The organism is Streptomyces sp. NPDC020898, from assembly GCF_044333925.1.
Taxonomy (GTDB): domain Bacteria; phylum Actinomycetota; class Actinomycetes; order Streptomycetales; family Streptomycetaceae; genus Streptomyces.
Window position 1 is genome coordinate 47,415 of the sequence record NZ_JBIRRV010000005.1, and the last position, 14,675, is coordinate 62,089.

Below are 14,675 nucleotides of genomic sequence, written 5' to 3' on the forward strand. Positions count from 1 at the left end.
GGCTCCCACACGTCGTGTGTCCTGGCTGTGTCTGTCCAAGCCGGCCAATGGCTTGCACTATGCCTTCTGTCAGCTGACCCTGAAAGCACCGGGCACGCATGGCCCGGACCGACACCCGGTGGTGAGCCAGATGGTTCTCGGGAGCGACCTCAGGCGGGGTAACACACGGCGGGGCACGGCGATCGCGGCCGCCCTGCTGCTCTTCCTCGGCCCGGCCCTCGCGGCGTGCAGCGACGACAACGGCGGTGGCGGCGACGCGACGAGACTGCCCACCCCCTCCGCCGCCACGGGGACGACGGCACCGACGGAGACGTCCGCGGAGCCGAGTGGTGACGGCCCGGCCGATCCGGTCGCGGCCGAGAAGGAGATCAGGCAGAACTGGGTGAAGTTCTTCGACCCGGCCGTCTCCATCGAGGACAAACGGGCCGTCCTGGAGAACGGCGACCAACTGGGCATGCTGCTCGATGCCTTCAGCGGCGACCAGCGGGGCGGAAAGGTCGAGGCGAAGGTCGACGAGGTCGAGTTCACCTCACCGACCGCGGCGAACGTGAGTTACGCGCTCCTCCTCGACGGCGCCACGGCCCTGCCCGACGCCTCGGGCACCGCCGTCGAACAGGAGGGCACCTGGAAGGTCACCGTCAACACGCTCTGCGCGCTCGTCGGGCTGAGCGGCAATGCGCCGACGGCTCCGGGTTGTTGAATCGGCCGTCGCGGGGCTGCTCCTCCTGCTGAGCGCGGCCTGCGGCAGCCGCCTCCCGGAGAGCGACTTCGAGCACCGCGGTACCTCGACACCGTCGGCCGGTACGACGCCCGTCCGCGTCGGCATCATCACCAGCGCCACCAGCCCGGTCGGCGGCGCCGCCTTCACCGGCCCCCGCGACGGCGCCAAGGCCTGGTTCGAGCGGCTCAACGCGCGCGGGGGCATCGACGGCCGCCCGGTCGAGGTCCGGCTCTGTGACGACGGCGGCAGCGGCGTCGGCAACAACGAGTGCGTGCACCGGCTGATCGGCCAGGACAAAGTCGTCGCCCTGGTCGCCACCACCGCCCTCGACTACGCGGGCGCCGACCGCGTCTCACGCGCGCGCGTGCCCGACATCGGCGGACAGCCCATCGGCGCCGCCTACGACACCTATCCGCACCTGTACGGCATCTACGGCAGCCTCGCGCCCCGCGACGGCACCCCGGGCTGGGGCGGGCAGCTGTACGGCGGTACGGAGGTCTACCGCTACTTCGCGCGCGAGCACGGCGCCCGCACGGCCGCGGTCGTCTCGTACAACCAGGCCGCCTCGGCCGCGTACGCCCGGCTGGTCGCCCGGGGGCTGAAGGCCGAGGGCTATCGCGTGGTCACCGAGGAGGTCGACTTCGCGCTGCCCAACTTCCGCGCGGTGGCGGCCGACCTGAAGGAACAGGGCGCCGACCTCGTCTTCGACGCCCTCGACACCCACGGCAACGCACAGCTGTGCGAGGCGATGGACAAGGTCGGCGCCGAGGTCACCGCCAAGGTGACGAACGTACAGAACTGGACGTCCACGGTCCCCGAGGACTACAAGGACTCCCCGCGATGCCGCAACGCCCTGTGGGCGACGGGATCGAGCCGCAACTACGAGGACGCGGATCACGCGGCCGTACGGGAGTTCCGGGAGGCCACCGAGAAGCTCGGTGCGCACTCTCAGTGGCAGCTGGAGGGGTGGGCGGCGGCGATGTGGTTCACGGAGGCCGCCGAGGCGTGCGCGGAAGCGGGAACGGGCGTCACGCGCGCGTGTGTCGACGGCTTCATGAACCGCAGGGAGGGACAGGACGAGGGATACACCGCCGACGGGCTGCTGATCCCGGTGCGGTTCGAGCGGCTCGCCGAACCGCCGAAGACGCGTCGCGCGTGTCTGTCGGTGGCCCGGTGGCAGGACGGCGAGGGCTGGGTCTCGCAGGGGGACATGAACGCCGACTGCTTCGACGTACCGCAGCTGGCGTACCGGCCATGACAGTTGAGGACAGTAGTTGTCCGCGACCGCTGGCAGACTCGGGCCCATGTTGGAGACCACGGCACGGCTGCTGCGACTGCTCTCGCTGCTCCAGGCCCACCGCTGGGGGCACCGCCCACGCCCTTCAGGCAGTGGGGGAGGTCCGGCGCCGACCTGGCCGGCCGCCTCGGGGTGACCCCGCGTACCGTCCGCCGGGATGTGGACCGGCTGCGTGAGCTGGGCTATCCCGTGGACGCCAGTCCGGGCACCGGCGGCGGCTACCGGCTCGGCGCCGGGGCCGAGTTGCCGCCCCTGCTGCTGGACGACGACGTGGGGGTCCCCCCGCCCGAGCAGGTTCGAGGGTGGGGGAGGTCGCCGTGCCGTCGGGCTGCGCACCGCGTCCGGGCAGGGCATCGAGGGCATCGGCGAGACCTCCGTACGGGCGCTGGCCAAACTTGAGCAGGTGCTGCCCGACCGGCTCCGCCGCCGGGTCGGGGCCCTGAACGCCTTCACGGTGCCGATGCTGCACGGACCGCAGTCCTCCGCCGTCGACCCGGCCGTCCTCACCGAACTCGCCAACCTCTGCCGGGACACGGAACGGCTGCGCTTCGAGTACCAGGGACGCGACGGGGCCGCGTCGATGTCCCGCCGTACCGTCGAACCGCACCGCCTGGTGTGCACCGAGCGCCGCTGGTACCTGGTCGCCTGGGACGTCGACCGGGCCGACTGGCGGACGTTCCGCGTGGACCGCATCACGCCGAAGCCGCCGCACGGACCACGCTTCGTCCCTCGTACGCCCCCTGCCGAGGATCTCGCCGCCTATGTCTCCGAAGGGGTCTCCACGCGCGCGTACGCCTCGCATGCCGTCGTGCGGCTGCTGGTGCCCCTCGCGGAGGCCGCCGCACGGGTCTCGCCGTCCGCCGGGACACTGGAGGCCGACGGAGAGGGAGCCTGCCTGCTGCGCACCGGGGCCGCCAATCTCGACGTGATGGTCATCCACGTCATGCTGATGGGCCTCGAGTTCGAGGTGCTGGAGCCGGACGGGCTCACGGAGGCCATCAGGACGGCCCGGGACCGGCTGTCCCGCGCTCTGGAGCGGTCGCCCGGTCAACCGGCGCCGCATATTCCGGATGGCGCGGGTCGAACGCCGGACGGCAGGTCGTGCGGGGGTTCTGTGCGGAAGGCGTGAGTGTTTTACGCGCCCTGGCGGCAGGGTGGGCCGGCCGGGACGCGTGGCATCAGCACGTAAGACGCCACAGAGCGGACGGCTCGGTGCAATTCGCCTTCTGCGGACTGCCCTTCCGAAGGCCCCGAACCGTCTCCAGCGGGCTCTCGCGCCGCGATTTCCCGGGGTTTATCAGGGGCTCACGGAGAGGTGGCGAATTACGTTCGAATGGCGGTGGAAGACGGGCGTGACCACCCTTACGCATGGTGATTATCGTTCGAAGTGGCCTGTCGGCGTTCTGTCGTGATCTTGTGACAGAAGCGTGACCGGAGTGGCGCCGGGAGGCGTTCGGTACCGCGGTCCGGGCTTCCCCCGGCCGCCGGTGGGCGCCTACGGTGACGGACATGGCATCGATTCCCAGGCCCGAAGAACCCCAGGACCATCCGGACGCGTACGTCGGCCTCGACTCGGCGCGGGCCGAGCGGCTCGCCCGGGAGCGCGGCTGGTCCGCGGTCCGGTCGTTGCCGCCCGGGGCGATCATCACCATGGAGTACCGCTCGGGGCGGCTCAACTTCGAGGTCGCCGACGGCAGGGTGACACGCTGCTGGAAGGGCTGAAGCCCGGTCGGTGATGTGCGTGAACAACGAAGGCCCCGGCCCCTGGAATCCACGTCCAGGGGCCGGGGCCTTCGGCGTCGGTGGTGTCGCCGGTCTCGCCGGTGGCTCAGCTGTTGCCGGGCAGGGGGCGGGCCGAGGGGGTGCCGGTGCTGGAGCCGGCGCCGCGCGGGACGCGGTCCGCGTGCGGCGGGCGTCGGCTGCCGGCCGGGGTGACCGGGGTGCGCTCCGCCCGGCTCGTGTGCGGGCCCGGGGCCAGGACGGCGGGGTGGATGGGTGCGTGGGAGGAGCGGGCCGCCGGGGCGGTGTCCTCGCGGGTCGTGGCCTCTTCGTCGGCGACCGCGCGCGGCTTGAACATCGCGGGGGTGCCGACCCGGGCCGGTGCGGGCGCGGCGCCGGGGCCAGGGGCGCGCCGGCGGTCGCGCAGCGACAGGATCCAGGTCTCGGCACGGGTGATCAGCGGCTCGAACCACGGCAGCGCGAGCAGGATCAGCAGACCCGCCACCCAGCCGAGGACGACATCGCTCAGCCAGTGCGTGCCCAGGTAGACGGTGGTGAGACCGACGCCGAGCGACATCAGCGCCGAACCGGCGGACAGCCAGCGCCTGGTCCACGGGGTCGAGGCCAGATAGGCCAGGATGCCCCAGGTCACCACGGCGTTGGCGGTGTGGCCGCTGGGGAATATATCGCCGCCCAGGCCCATCTCGTTCGAGCCGATCGTGGTCGCGTAGTGCGGTCCGAGGCGGCCCATCCCGATCTTGGCGGCACCGACGGTGATGTTGAGCAGCAGCAGCGCGACGGCGAACACGAGCAGCGGACGCAGGGTGCGCTGCCGCCAGGCGCGCCAGCCCAGCCAGGCCGAGATCATCACGGCGGTGGGGCCGCGCTGACCGAGTACCACGTAGTAGTCGAGGAACGCGTGGATCTCCGGCCACTGCTGGTAGGGCCGGAAGAACATGACCTGCCAGTCGAGCCGGACCAGCCATGAGGTGATCACGACGGCCCACACGATGGCGAAGTAGATGGCCAGGGCCGCGACCAGCAGCACGATCCTGTGCCGGCTCATCTTCGGTTCATCGATGTGGGTCGGCCGTTCCGCTTCGCGGTCCAGCCTCGCGAACACCCGGTCCAGACGGGCGAGTTTTCGTTCGGTACTCACCCAATCGACGTTACAGCGAGTGAGCTCAGTTCTCCGCCCAATCAGCGGCTTTGTAATGACGATGTGATGTGGGATTCCTCTCAAGATGATGTTTAATTCCGCAGAATCCCTATTCCGAGGCCCGCGTTCCCTTCCTTTCCATTGATCATGCAGAGGTACTGTTTTATAGCCCTTTCGAATTAGTTCACCGGGCTGTGGTCTGGAATTCGCCAGGGGTCAGGGCGGACCGGAGCCGTTCAGCCAGAACGCCCCGTAGACCGCCGAGGCCACCGCGACGACACCCGTCACCAGCGCCGACCTGCTCGTCCGCAGCCGGGCCAGGGCCAGGGCGAGGGGCAGCAGAAGCGGGAAGGCGGGCAGCAACAGGCGCGGTTTCGAGCCGAAGTAGCTCGACGCGCACAGGGCGAGCAGGGTGACGACACCCGCGTACACCAGCAGCGGCAGGGGCTGGCGCTGCTGTACGCAGACGACGTACAGCCGGATCAGCAGGCCCACGCCGACGATCAGCGCGACCCCGGCGAGCGCTGACGGGAACGACGTGAACTTGTCGGCGACGAAGCGGGCGAAGGCGGCGCCGCCGTCGAAACCGTTGCGCCAGCCGGCCTGGACGTCGAGATAGCCCAGAGGGCCCTTGCCGGTGCGGTGGCCGACCCACAGGACGTATCCGGCAGCGCCGAGCGGCGCGATCAGCATGCCGAGGGCGCGCCGCCAGACGGGTGCGCCGTCGGATGCGGGAGAGCGCGGGGCGCTGGTGCCGGGGGGCTGGTCGACGGCGTGCGAGGGCTCCGGGGCGCCGTGTGGCCCAGGCGTGCTTCGCTCTCGTACGAACGAGGGAATCAGCCGGGTCCGTACCGCCGACGTGTCCTCTCGCTCCCGTGCGAAGGAGGCGATGGCGGCCACCCACACGGCGGCCACCACCGCGAGACCCACCGGGCGGGTCAGGCCGGCCAGCAGGGCCAGGGTGCCGGCCGTCAGCCAGCGGCCGGTGAGGACCGCGTACAGGGACCAGGCCGCCAGGGCGGTGAACAGGGACTCGCTGTACGCCATCGACTGGACGATCCCGACCGGCAGCACCGCCCACAGCAGTACGGCGTACACCCCCGCCCGTCGGCCGTACACATGGTCCGCGACCGCGAAAACGCCCCAGGCCGCGGCGAGCGAGGCGAGGGCGCTCACCGCGAAGCCCGCGTCGGCGTACGACATCGGGGTGATCGAAGCCAGGAGCCGCTCCAGCCAGGGGAGGAGCGGGAAGAAGGCGAGGTTCGAGTGCACGTCACCGTTCGGGAGGCGCACCTCGTAGCCGTAGCCGAGTTCGGCGACCCGCGTGTACCACAGCGAGTCCCAGCGGGCGGTCAGCAGCTTGTACGCGCTCTTGTCCCGCGCCGCGCTCCACAGGGCCAGCGCGACCAGGCCCAGGACGCGGACGGCCACGTACCCGAGGAGGGCGGGCGCCGCCCGGCGGAGGGCGGGAGGCGGCGGGCGGGTCGCAGAATCGGTCACCGATCGATTATCGGTCGTGTGCAAAGGGGGGTGTGAGCCGCGGGGTACGGGCCGGGCAGCCCGTCGACCGGGGCGTGGCGTACGCCACACAGGTTCGGTGGACGCGTGAGAGGTCTGCCACTTTTCGCCGCTGCGAACTCGCGTACGCTGACCCACCACTCGCCTTTCGCCGCGCGGCTGAGGACACCGCTCCTCCTCAGCCGGAGCCCCGGGGACTCCCCACCCCGCGGACCGCCGAACGCGAGGGAATCTTGGAGGTACGTACATGTCCGGGACGACCACGGCTGCCGCGCTGCGCCGTTGGGCGGCCGGGGCCGGTGCCAACCGCTGGGTCGTCCTGGTCGTCCTCTGCACCAGCCTGCTGCTCGTCGCGGTCGACGCGACCGTGCTGCATGTGGCGGTGCCCGCGGTCAGCGAGGACCTCCGGCCCGGCGCGATAGAGCTGCTCTGGATCGTCGACATCTACCCGCTCGTCTGCGCCTCGCTGCTGATCCTGTTCGGCACGCTGGGCGACCGCGTCGGCCGTCGGCGGATTCTCCTGCTCGGGTACGGGCTGTTCGGCGTCGCCTCCGCCATGGCCGCCCTCGCGGACAGCGCCCAGACACTGATCGTGGCGCGGGCGCTGCTGGGTGTCGGCGGCGCGATGATCATGCCCGCGACGCTCTCGATCCTGCGCCAGGTCTTTCCCGACCGGCGTGAACGGGCGCTGGCGATCGGTATCTGGAGTGCGGTGGCCGCGGTGGGCGCCGCGGTCGGGCCGCTGCTCGGCGGCTTCCTGCTGGAGCACTTCTGGTGGGGCTCGGTCTTTCTTGTCAACATTCCGCTGATGCTGGTCAGCCTTCCGGTCGGCCGGCTGCTGCTGCCCGAGTCGCGGGGCGAGCGGACCGAGGGTCCGTGGGACGTGGTCGGCGCGCTGACGGCGGCGGGCGGTCTGTTCGGCGTCGTGCTCGGCGTCAAGCGGCTGGGCGGCGGCGAGGGGGCCGGGCACGTCCTGACGGTCGTGCCGCTGGTGGTGGGTGCGGCGCTGCTGGTCGTCTTCGTACGGCGGCAGCGGCGGCGCAAGCATCCGCTGGTGGACCTGCGGATGTTCGCCCGGCCCGCGTTCAGTACGTCGGTGGGGTGCATCGTGCTGGCGATGCTGGCGCTGGTCGGACTTGAGCTGATCGCGGCGCAGTATCTCCAACTGGTGCTGGAGCTTTCGCCGCTGGAGACGGGGCTACGGCTGCTGCCGCTGACGGTGGCGGCGATGGCGGCCGGGCTGGCGGGGGCGCGGCTGCTGCGGAGGTTCGGGCCGCGGGTGATGGTGTGCTCGGGGTTCTGCGTCACGGCGCTGGCGGTCGTGATGCTCACGGCGATGGGCGGGGAGGACAACGCGGGGTTGATGCTGTCCGGGTTCGTCCTGCTGGGCTTCGGGCTGGAGACGACGCTCTTCGGGGCGTACGAGTCGATGCTGAGCGAGGCTCCGGCGGCGCAGGCGGGTGGGGCGGCGGCGATCGGCGAGACGTCGTACCAGCTGGGCGCGGGGATCGGTATCGCGCTCCTGGGGAGCGTGATGAACGCGGCGTACGCGCCGGGGGTGGGGTCGGTGCCGGGCGTTCCGGCGTCGGCGTCGGCTGCGGCGGGGCATTCGCTGGGCGAGGCGTACGAGGTTGCCGGGCGGCTCGGGGGGACGCCGGGTGAGGCCCTTCGTTCGGCGGCTCGGGACGCGTTTGTGCACGGGCTGCATGTGACGTTGCTGGTGAGCGCGGGGTTGTTGGTGCTCGGGGCGGTGATGGCGTTGCGGTTGCCGCGGGTTATGCAGTGCGGGGACGGTTCGCTCGCCGCGGTGCCTGGTCCTCGGGAGGTCGCGTCGTCCCGTGTCTCGGTGTGAACGCCGGGTCTCCCACCCACCCACGCACCGCCTGTGGCGGTCACTTGGAGGGTGGGCCTCGCCTGTGGGGGTGCGGGTCGCGTCGGCGGGTGCGGGCAGGTGCAGTGCGAAATGGTTGTACCGGTGGGCCCGTGGGCGTACCGTCGGCGGCGTTGTGACTAGCGGTGCTAGTTTTAAGTTATCGGAGGCTTCCTCATGGCCGCGTTCGCGAAGCTGCCCCCTTTCGACCCCGCCGATCCGCTCGGCCTCGACGACACGCTCGACGCGGAGGACCTGGCGATCAGGGACACCGTGCGGACCTGGGCGGCGGACCGCGTGCTGCCGTATGTCGCCGGGTGGTTCGAGGAGGGTGAGCTGCCGGACATCAGGGAGCTCGCCCGTGAACTGGGCGGCATCGGGGCCCTCGGGATGTCCCTCAGCGGATACGGGTGCGCCGGTGCCTCCGCTGTGCAGTACGGGCTCGCCTGCCTGGAGTTGGAGGCCGCCGACTCCGGGATCCGTTCCCTTGTCTCCGTACAGGGGTCCCTCGCCATGTACGCCATTCACGCCTTCGGGAGTGAGGAGCAGAAGCAGCGCTGGCTGCCGGACATGGCCTCCGGCGACGTCATCGGCTGCTTCGGGCTCACCGAGCCCGACCACGGGTCCGACCCCGCCGGCATGCGTACGTACGCCAAGCGCGACAGCGCGGGCGGCGACTGGGTGCTCAACGGGCGGAAGATGTGGATCACCAACGGGTCCGTCGCCGGCGTCGCCGTCGTGTGGGCGCAGACCGACGACGGGATCCGCGGGTTCGTCGTGCCCACCGACACCGCCGGGTTCTCCGCGCCCGAGATCAAGCACAAGTGGTCCCTGCGCGCCTCCGTCACCAGTGAGCTCGTGCTGGATGACGTGAGGCTGCCCGCCGACGCCGTACTGCCCGAGGTCACCGGGCTCCGCGGGCCCCTCAGCTGTCTCTCCCATGCCCGTTACGGGATCGTCTGGGGCGCCATGGGCGCGGCCCGGTCCTGTTTCGAGGCCGCCGTCGAGTACGCGAAGACGCGTGAGCAGTTCGGGCGGCCCATCGGGGGGTTCCAGCTCACCCAGGCCAAGCTCGCCGACATGGCGGTCGAGCTGCACAAGGGGATTCTGCTCGCCCATCATCTGGGGCGGCGCATGGATGCCGGCCGCCTGCGTCCCGAGCAGGTCAGCTTCGGCAAGTTGAACAACGTACGCGAGGCCATCGACATCTGCCGTACGGCCCGGACGATCCTCGGCGCCAACGGGATCTCGCTCGAATACCCCGTGATGCGGCACGCCACGAACCTGGAGTCGGTGCTCACGTACGAAGGCACCGTCGAGATGCACCAGCTGGTGCTGGGCAAGGCACTCACCGGACTTGACGCCTTCCGCTGACCTGAACACCGGAAGGCGGGGCCGGTGAGCTGCCTTGCTCAGCTCTGGTTGAAGAAACCGTCCGCCCGGTGCGGCTGGGCCTCTCCGCTGACGATCTCCGTGTCGGCGGGGGTCAGCAGGAACACGCGGTTGGACACCCGCTCGATCGAACCGCGCAGGCCGAAGATGAGACCGGCCGCGAAGTCGACGACGCGCTTGGCGTCGGCGGCCTCCATGGCCGTGAGGTTCATGATGACAGGGATTCCGTCCCGGAAGAGCTCGCCGATGGCACGGGCGTCCCGGAAGCTGTCCGGGGTGACCGTGCCGATCCGGCGGCCCTTCTCCTGGGCCACCTCGCCCGCGACCTTGACCCGGGGGTCCGTGACCCAGGCCTCCCCGGGCTGCTCGGTTCCCTCGGAGTAGTCGTCGTCGTAGTAACGCTCGTCATCGTTGTCGTCGACGAGGCCAAGCCAGGCACTTGCTTTGCGTACCGATCCCATGGACGCCTCCTCTCACAGCGGTCCTTCTTGCTTTCCGCATCCCTATGGTCATCCATGATGCGGATGGCGCGCCAAGTGAATAGACGCCGCGCGGGGGTTTCGTGACGGTACTGGTGCACAACCATTTCGTCGAGAGCCCCGGTCCCGCAAGGGTCTTGCTGTGTGCGGCTGCTGACTGAGAGTGAAATATGATTCTTCGTGGCGTATGGGTGAGCGTTGGGACGTATGGGTGAATGGGCGCCCTGCCCCGCTTTCCTGACGGATGCTCAGGAGCGGTCGGCGGACGCCCGGTCACATCTGACGTCGGGTCAGTCCTTGATCTCCGGGGGCGAGATCTGCGACTTCTCGATCGCCGAGCCCGCCGTGCCCCACTTCCGGAGAATCCTGTCGTACGTCCCGTCGGCTATGAGTTTGTTCACTGCGGCCTGGAAGGCGGGGGCCAGTTCTGTGCCCTTCTTGAAGGCGAAACCGACGTCGAGGCGGTGGAACTCGTTCAGAAACTTCACATCTTCCTGCCGGGCGACCGCGTATCGCAGGCCGTTGATCGTCGACATCACGATGTCGCTGCGGCCCTGCTGGAGCGATGACCAGATGGCGCCCTGTTCGCTGTAGGTCTGCACCTTGTACGTCTTCTCGCCCGCGTCGGAGCAGACGTGCTTGTTCCCCTCCAGCGTCGCCTCGAAGGTGGTCCCCGCGCCGGTCGCCACATTCAGGCCGCACAGCTGGGAGAGATCCGTGATCTTCGTCAGCTTGCTGTCCTTGCGCGTGGCGAAGCCCTGGCCGTCGTTGATGTAGGTGACGAAGTCGATCGTTTTCCGGCGCTCGTCCGTGACGCCGAAGTTGCTCGCGCCGAAGTCGTACTTGCCGCTGTCGAGCGCGGGCAGGATCGCCTCGAAACCGGCCGACTCCCGCTTCAGCCCGATGCCGAGCACCTTGGCAACGGCCTCCGCGAAGTCGACGTCCTGGCCGGCCAGTGTTCTGCCGTCCTCCAGGTACGAGGTGCCCGGCGGTGAGCCGCCGACGCTGATCGCGACGGTGAGCGAGGTCGTGCCGGCCGGGAGCAGCGCGGCCGCGGCCGGGTCCTTTCCGATGGCCGTGACGACGTCCGCGGTGGGGATCGCGCCGACCTTCGCGGCGGCCCGGGCGGTACCCCCGCCGTTCGCGGCGTCCGAACCCGAGCCGCACGCGGTGAGCAGCAGCGCCGCCGAGGTGATCAGGGCGAAGGGGATGAACAGCCGATTACGGGCGCGCGTGGGGGTGGACATGGTCGTGCGCATGCTGTCGCTCATGCTGTGCGGTCTCCTGGGCAGGCAGGGCGAAAGGAGCTCAGCGTGAAAAGAGCTCAGAGGGAAGGGAGTTCAGGGAGAAGGGAGTTCAGGGAGAAGAAAGGGGTACGCGTGAGGGGAGGGGTGTGCGCGGGTGTGAAGGCGCGGATGAGCGTGAAAAGTGCGGGAGAACGCGAAAAGGCGCCCGGTCAGGCGGGCGCGCAGGGGGTCAGCTCAACAGGAGGAGGACCACACTCGACCGAGGTCGATGTGGGAGCGTTTGACCAGCCACTGCTGTGGATGCATGGGGCAAGTGGAACAGGCATCCGGTTTGGCGTCAACTGACGTGAGACGAACCGCCCACAGTTCGGACACCCTTGACAGTGGGGGGAAACGTCGCCGTACAGTCGGTGGACGGCCCTGCTGAGGGGCTCGGCCGTATCGCGCGGAGCTCGCCCGTGATCACTGTCACCCGCAAGCCGCGCCGTGCGACATTCCGTGTGCATCCGTGTGAAGGCACCACCGTGTTCGACCAATCGCGTCACGGAGCCTTCGCATGTCCTCAGACACCCTGGCCAAGGTGGTCCCACCGGCAGATCCGGAAGACCCGGGAAGTGCGCGGCACTCCGCGCTCCCGACCGTCGTCCGGCGCCGCCGGCACGGCCAGTGGACCGCCGCCGTTCTCGTTCTCGTGCTGCTCGGGCTCGCCGTCAACTCCGTTGTCCGCAACCGGGCGTTCCAGTGGGACGTCGTCGGCGACTACTTCACCTCGACCGCCGTACTGCGCGGCCTGTGGCTCACCCTCTGGCTCACCGCCGTCGTCATGGTGCTCGGCTTCGCGCTCGGCGCCCTGCTCGCCGCGGGCCGGCTGTCCGCCAACCCGGTGCTGAGAAGCGTCAGTTGGGGATACGTGTGGCTGTTCCGGTCGATCCCGATCCTGGTGCAGCTGCTGCTCTGGTTCAACATCGGCGCGCTGTACCCGCAGATCCTCGGAGTCCGGACGGTCGATCTGCTCGGTCCGGTCACCGTCGCGATCATCGGGCTGACACTGCACGAGGCCGCGTACGCCGCCGAGGTCGTCCGCGGCGGCATCCTCTCCGTCGACCGGGGGCAGATCGAGGCCGCGCAGGCGCTCGGGCTGAGCCGGTGGCGGCGCTGGTGGCGGATCGTGCTGCCGCAGGCGATGCGCTCCATCGTGCCGCCCGCCGGGAACATGCTGATCGGCACCCTCAAGGGCACCTCCATCGTCAGCGTCATCGCCGTACAGGACCTGCTCTACTCGGTGCAGCTCGTGTACCACCGCACCTACCAGGTCATCCCGCTGCTGATGGTGGCCACCGTCTGGTACGTCGTCGTCACCTCGGTGCTCAGCGTCGGCCAGTACTACATGGAGCGCCACTACGCGCGCGGTTCGGAGCTCGCGCGATGAGCCGGCCGTCGCTGGTGATCGTGGGGGCCGGTCCGCGGGGGACCGGTCTCCTGGAGCGGATCGCCGCCAACGCGCCCGAGCTGTACGGGGATTCGGGCCTCGACATCCATCTCGTCGACCCCTATCCGCCGGGCGCCGGCCGGATCTGGCGGCAGGAGCAGTCCCCGCTGCTGTGGATGAACTCGCAGGCCCAGGACGCCACCATGTTCACCGACGAGACGGTGGCCATGGCGGGACCGGTGCGCCCGGGGCCCACGCTGCACGAGTGGGCGGGCATCGACGGGCGCGTCTTCTCGGACCGGCAGCGCCTCGGCGCCTATCTGAACTGGGTGTACGAGGAGGCGGTGGCCGCCCTGCCGCCCGGCATCCGCGTCCAGTACCACGTCGGGCGCGCGCTGCGGGTCGGCGGGCCGCGCGAGGGGCGCCAGCAGGTGTGGCTGGAGGGACGCGCCCGCCCGCTGCTCGCCGACCTCGTCGTGCTGACACTCGGCCATCTCGACGCCGAACTCGACGACGAACAGAGCGAGTTGGCCGCGCACGCGCGGGCGAACGGGCTGGTGCATCTGCCGCCGGACTTCACCGCCGACAGCGACCTGTCCGCGCTGCGGCCCGGTGAACCCGTCCTCGTGCGCGGCTTCGGGCTCGCCTTCGTCGACCTGATGGTGCTGCTCACGGAGGGGCGCGGCGGGCACTACGAGAGTGATCCCGCCGGCGGCGAGGGGGAGTTGGTCTACCGGCCGTCCGGGCGGGAGCCCGTGCTGCACGTCGGCTCGCGGCGCGGGGTGCCGTACCACTCGAAGATCGGCTACGACTGGACCGGTGAACGGCCGCCGCTGCCACGGTTCTTCGGTCCCGGCGAGGTGGACGCCCTGCTCGCGCGACCGGACGGGTTCGACTTCCGGCGGGACGTGTGGCCGCTGGTGGAGAAGGAGTTGGGGTTCGCGCACTATCACCGGCTGTTCACCGTGCACCCGGAGCGCACCAGCGGCGCCTGGGCGGACTTCGAGGAGAAGTACGCCGCCGCGGACGCCGAGGAACGGGCGGTGCTGGTCGGCTCCGCCGTACCCGACCCTGCCGACCGGCTCGACCTCGGGGCCCTCGACCGTCCGCTGGAGGGGGTCCGGTATCCGTCGTACGAGGCGCTCCAGGAGGGGCTGCGGGGTTATATACGGGCGGATCTGACTCGGCGTCATGATCCCTCGTACAGCCCGGATCTGGCTGTCTTTCTCGGGCTGCTCTCCGTCTACGGGCAACTCGTGCGGCTCGGGGACATCGGGTCCTGGTGGCACGGGTTCTTCAGTTATCTGGCCTCCGGGCCGCCCGGGCCCCGGCTGCGGCAGATGCTCGCGCTGTCCCGGGCCGGGATCCTCAACTTCCTTGGCGCCGACGCGACCGTCACCGCCGAGGACGGGGTCTTCCGGGCGAGCGGTGCCAGTGTGCCCGGTGCCGCGGTGGACGCCCGCGCGCTCGTCGAGGCGCGGCTGCCGGAACCCACCCTGGAGCGCGCCCGCGACCCGCTGCTGCGCGACCTGTATGCCGACGGGGCCGCCGCGACCGCCGAGGGGCTGCTCGCCGTGGACCCCGGCGACGGGCGGCTCCTGGACCGGGCCGGCCGGCCGCATCCACGGCGCTTCGCGCTCGGGCCGCACACCGAGGCGCGGGGCGCCGGGGCGTTCACCCGGCCGCGTACCGGCGGGCCGGCGTTCCGGCAGAACGACGCGACCGCACGGGCCGCGCTGTCCTTTCTGCGGGCACTGGACTGTCGCGATGACGGTGCCGGACAAGGGATCGAACAAAGGGCTGGACAAGGTGCCGAACGCGACACCGCTGCGTGACGCCTTGTT

The 14,675-nt window shown here is 70.5% G+C and carries 11 protein-coding genes and 1 pseudogene; 8 read left to right on the top strand and 4 right to left on the bottom strand.

Annotated elements, in window-relative coordinates:
* The first annotated feature begins 130 nt into the window (after window positions 1–130).
* From ACH4TV_RS17580 to ACH4TV_RS17595, 4 genes and pseudogenes are all read left to right on the top strand, one after another.
* The gene (locus tag ACH4TV_RS17580; RefSeq protein WP_398398934.1) at window positions 131–700 is read left to right on the top strand and encodes a hypothetical protein; all 570 of its coding nucleotides are present in this window, start codon (window positions 131–133) and stop codon (window positions 698–700) included.
* Window positions 675–1,979, top strand: a complete 1,305-nt coding sequence (locus ACH4TV_RS17585) for an ABC transporter substrate-binding protein (protein ID WP_398398936.1) — start codon at window positions 675–677, stop codon at window positions 1,977–1,979. Before ACH4TV_RS17580 ends, ACH4TV_RS17585 begins: the two co-directional genes overlap by 26 nt.
* A 46-nt stretch (window positions 1,980–2,025) precedes the next feature.
* Window positions 2,026–3,147 (top strand): annotated as a pseudogene (locus tag ACH4TV_RS17590) (helix-turn-helix transcriptional regulator).
* A 380-nt stretch (window positions 3,148–3,527) separates the two neighbouring features.
* Window positions 3,528–3,740: an I78 family peptidase inhibitor gene (locus ACH4TV_RS17595; RefSeq protein WP_398398938.1), complete on the top strand. Its 213-nt coding sequence runs from the start codon at window positions 3,528–3,530 to the stop codon at window positions 3,738–3,740.
* A 106-nt stretch (window positions 3,741–3,846) separates the two neighbouring features.
* Here ACH4TV_RS17595 and ACH4TV_RS17600 read toward each other — a convergent pair whose 3' ends face one another.
* Entirely contained in the window at window positions 3,847–4,896 is a 1,050-nt protein-coding gene (locus tag ACH4TV_RS17600) for a phosphatase PAP2 family protein (RefSeq protein ID WP_398398940.1), read from the bottom strand.
* 216 nt (window positions 4,897–5,112) lie between these two features.
* The gene (locus ACH4TV_RS17605) at window positions 5,113–6,396 is read right to left on the bottom strand and encodes a glycosyltransferase family 39 protein (protein ID WP_398398942.1); all 1,284 of its coding nucleotides are present in this window, start codon (window positions 6,394–6,396) and stop codon (window positions 5,113–5,115) included.
* Between the two features lie 265 nt (window positions 6,397–6,661).
* Between ACH4TV_RS17605 and ACH4TV_RS17610 the strand changes: the two genes are divergently transcribed.
* Window positions 6,662–8,266 (top strand): MFS transporter, encoded by a 1,605-nt coding sequence (locus ACH4TV_RS17610; protein ID WP_398398944.1) that lies wholly within the window; start codon window positions 6,662–6,664, stop codon window positions 8,264–8,266.
* Between the two features lie 195 nt (window positions 8,267–8,461).
* The gene (locus ACH4TV_RS17615; protein ID WP_398398946.1) at window positions 8,462–9,658 is read left to right on the top strand and encodes an acyl-CoA dehydrogenase family protein; all 1,197 of its coding nucleotides are present in this window, start codon (window positions 8,462–8,464) and stop codon (window positions 9,656–9,658) included.
* A gap of 38 nt (window positions 9,659–9,696) precedes the next feature.
* Here the strand turns inward: ACH4TV_RS17615 and ACH4TV_RS17620 are convergent, their stop codons facing one another.
* Window positions 9,697–10,137: a cell division protein SepF gene (locus ACH4TV_RS17620; protein WP_398398948.1), complete on the bottom strand. Its 441-nt coding sequence runs from the start codon at window positions 10,135–10,137 to the stop codon at window positions 9,697–9,699.
* 308 nt (window positions 10,138–10,445) lie between these two features.
* A complete protein-coding gene (locus tag ACH4TV_RS17625; protein ID WP_398399749.1) occupies window positions 10,446–11,402 on the bottom strand; it encodes an ABC transporter substrate-binding protein in 957 nt (318 codons plus the stop codon).
* A gap of 556 nt (window positions 11,403–11,958) precedes the next feature.
* Between ACH4TV_RS17625 and ACH4TV_RS17630 the strand changes: the two genes are divergently transcribed.
* Together ACH4TV_RS17630 and ACH4TV_RS17635 are read left to right on the top strand one after the other, a co-directional pair.
* Window positions 11,959–12,831, top strand: coding sequence for an amino acid ABC transporter permease (locus ACH4TV_RS17630; RefSeq protein WP_398398950.1), 873 nt, complete (start codon window positions 11,959–11,961; stop codon window positions 12,829–12,831).
* On the top strand, window positions 12,828–14,666 hold the full coding sequence (locus ACH4TV_RS17635; protein ID WP_398398952.1) for an FAD/NAD(P)-binding protein: 1,839 nt from the start codon (window positions 12,828–12,830) through the stop codon (window positions 14,664–14,666). Before ACH4TV_RS17630 ends, ACH4TV_RS17635 begins: the two co-directional genes overlap by 4 nt.
* Window positions 14,667–14,675 lie beyond the last annotated feature (9 nt).

Coding starts and splice junctions, on each gene's coding strand:
- ACH4TV_RS17580 (WP_398398934.1), top strand. CDS start 131: ATGGTTCTCGGGAGCGACCTCAGGCGGGGTAACACACGGCGGGGCACG.
- ACH4TV_RS17585 (WP_398398936.1), top strand. CDS start 675: ATGCGCCGACGGCTCCGGGTTGTTGAATCGGCCGTCGCGGGGCTGCTC.
- ACH4TV_RS17595 (WP_398398938.1), top strand. CDS start 3,528: ATGGCATCGATTCCCAGGCCCGAAGAACCCCAGGACCATCCGGACGCG.
- ACH4TV_RS17610 (WP_398398944.1), top strand. CDS start 6,662: ATGTCCGGGACGACCACGGCTGCCGCGCTGCGCCGTTGGGCGGCCGGG.
- ACH4TV_RS17615 (WP_398398946.1), top strand. CDS start 8,462: ATGGCCGCGTTCGCGAAGCTGCCCCCTTTCGACCCCGCCGATCCGCTC.
- ACH4TV_RS17620 (WP_398398948.1), bottom strand. CDS start 10,137: ATGGGATCGGTACGCAAAGCAAGTGCCTGGCTTGGCCTCGTCGACGAC.
- ACH4TV_RS17625 (WP_398399749.1), bottom strand. CDS start 11,402: ATGTCCACCCCCACGCGCGCCCGTAATCGGCTGTTCATCCCCTTCGCC.
- ACH4TV_RS17630 (WP_398398950.1), top strand. CDS start 11,959: ATGTCCTCAGACACCCTGGCCAAGGTGGTCCCACCGGCAGATCCGGAA.
- ACH4TV_RS17635 (WP_398398952.1), top strand. CDS start 12,828: ATGAGCCGGCCGTCGCTGGTGATCGTGGGGGCCGGTCCGCGGGGGACC.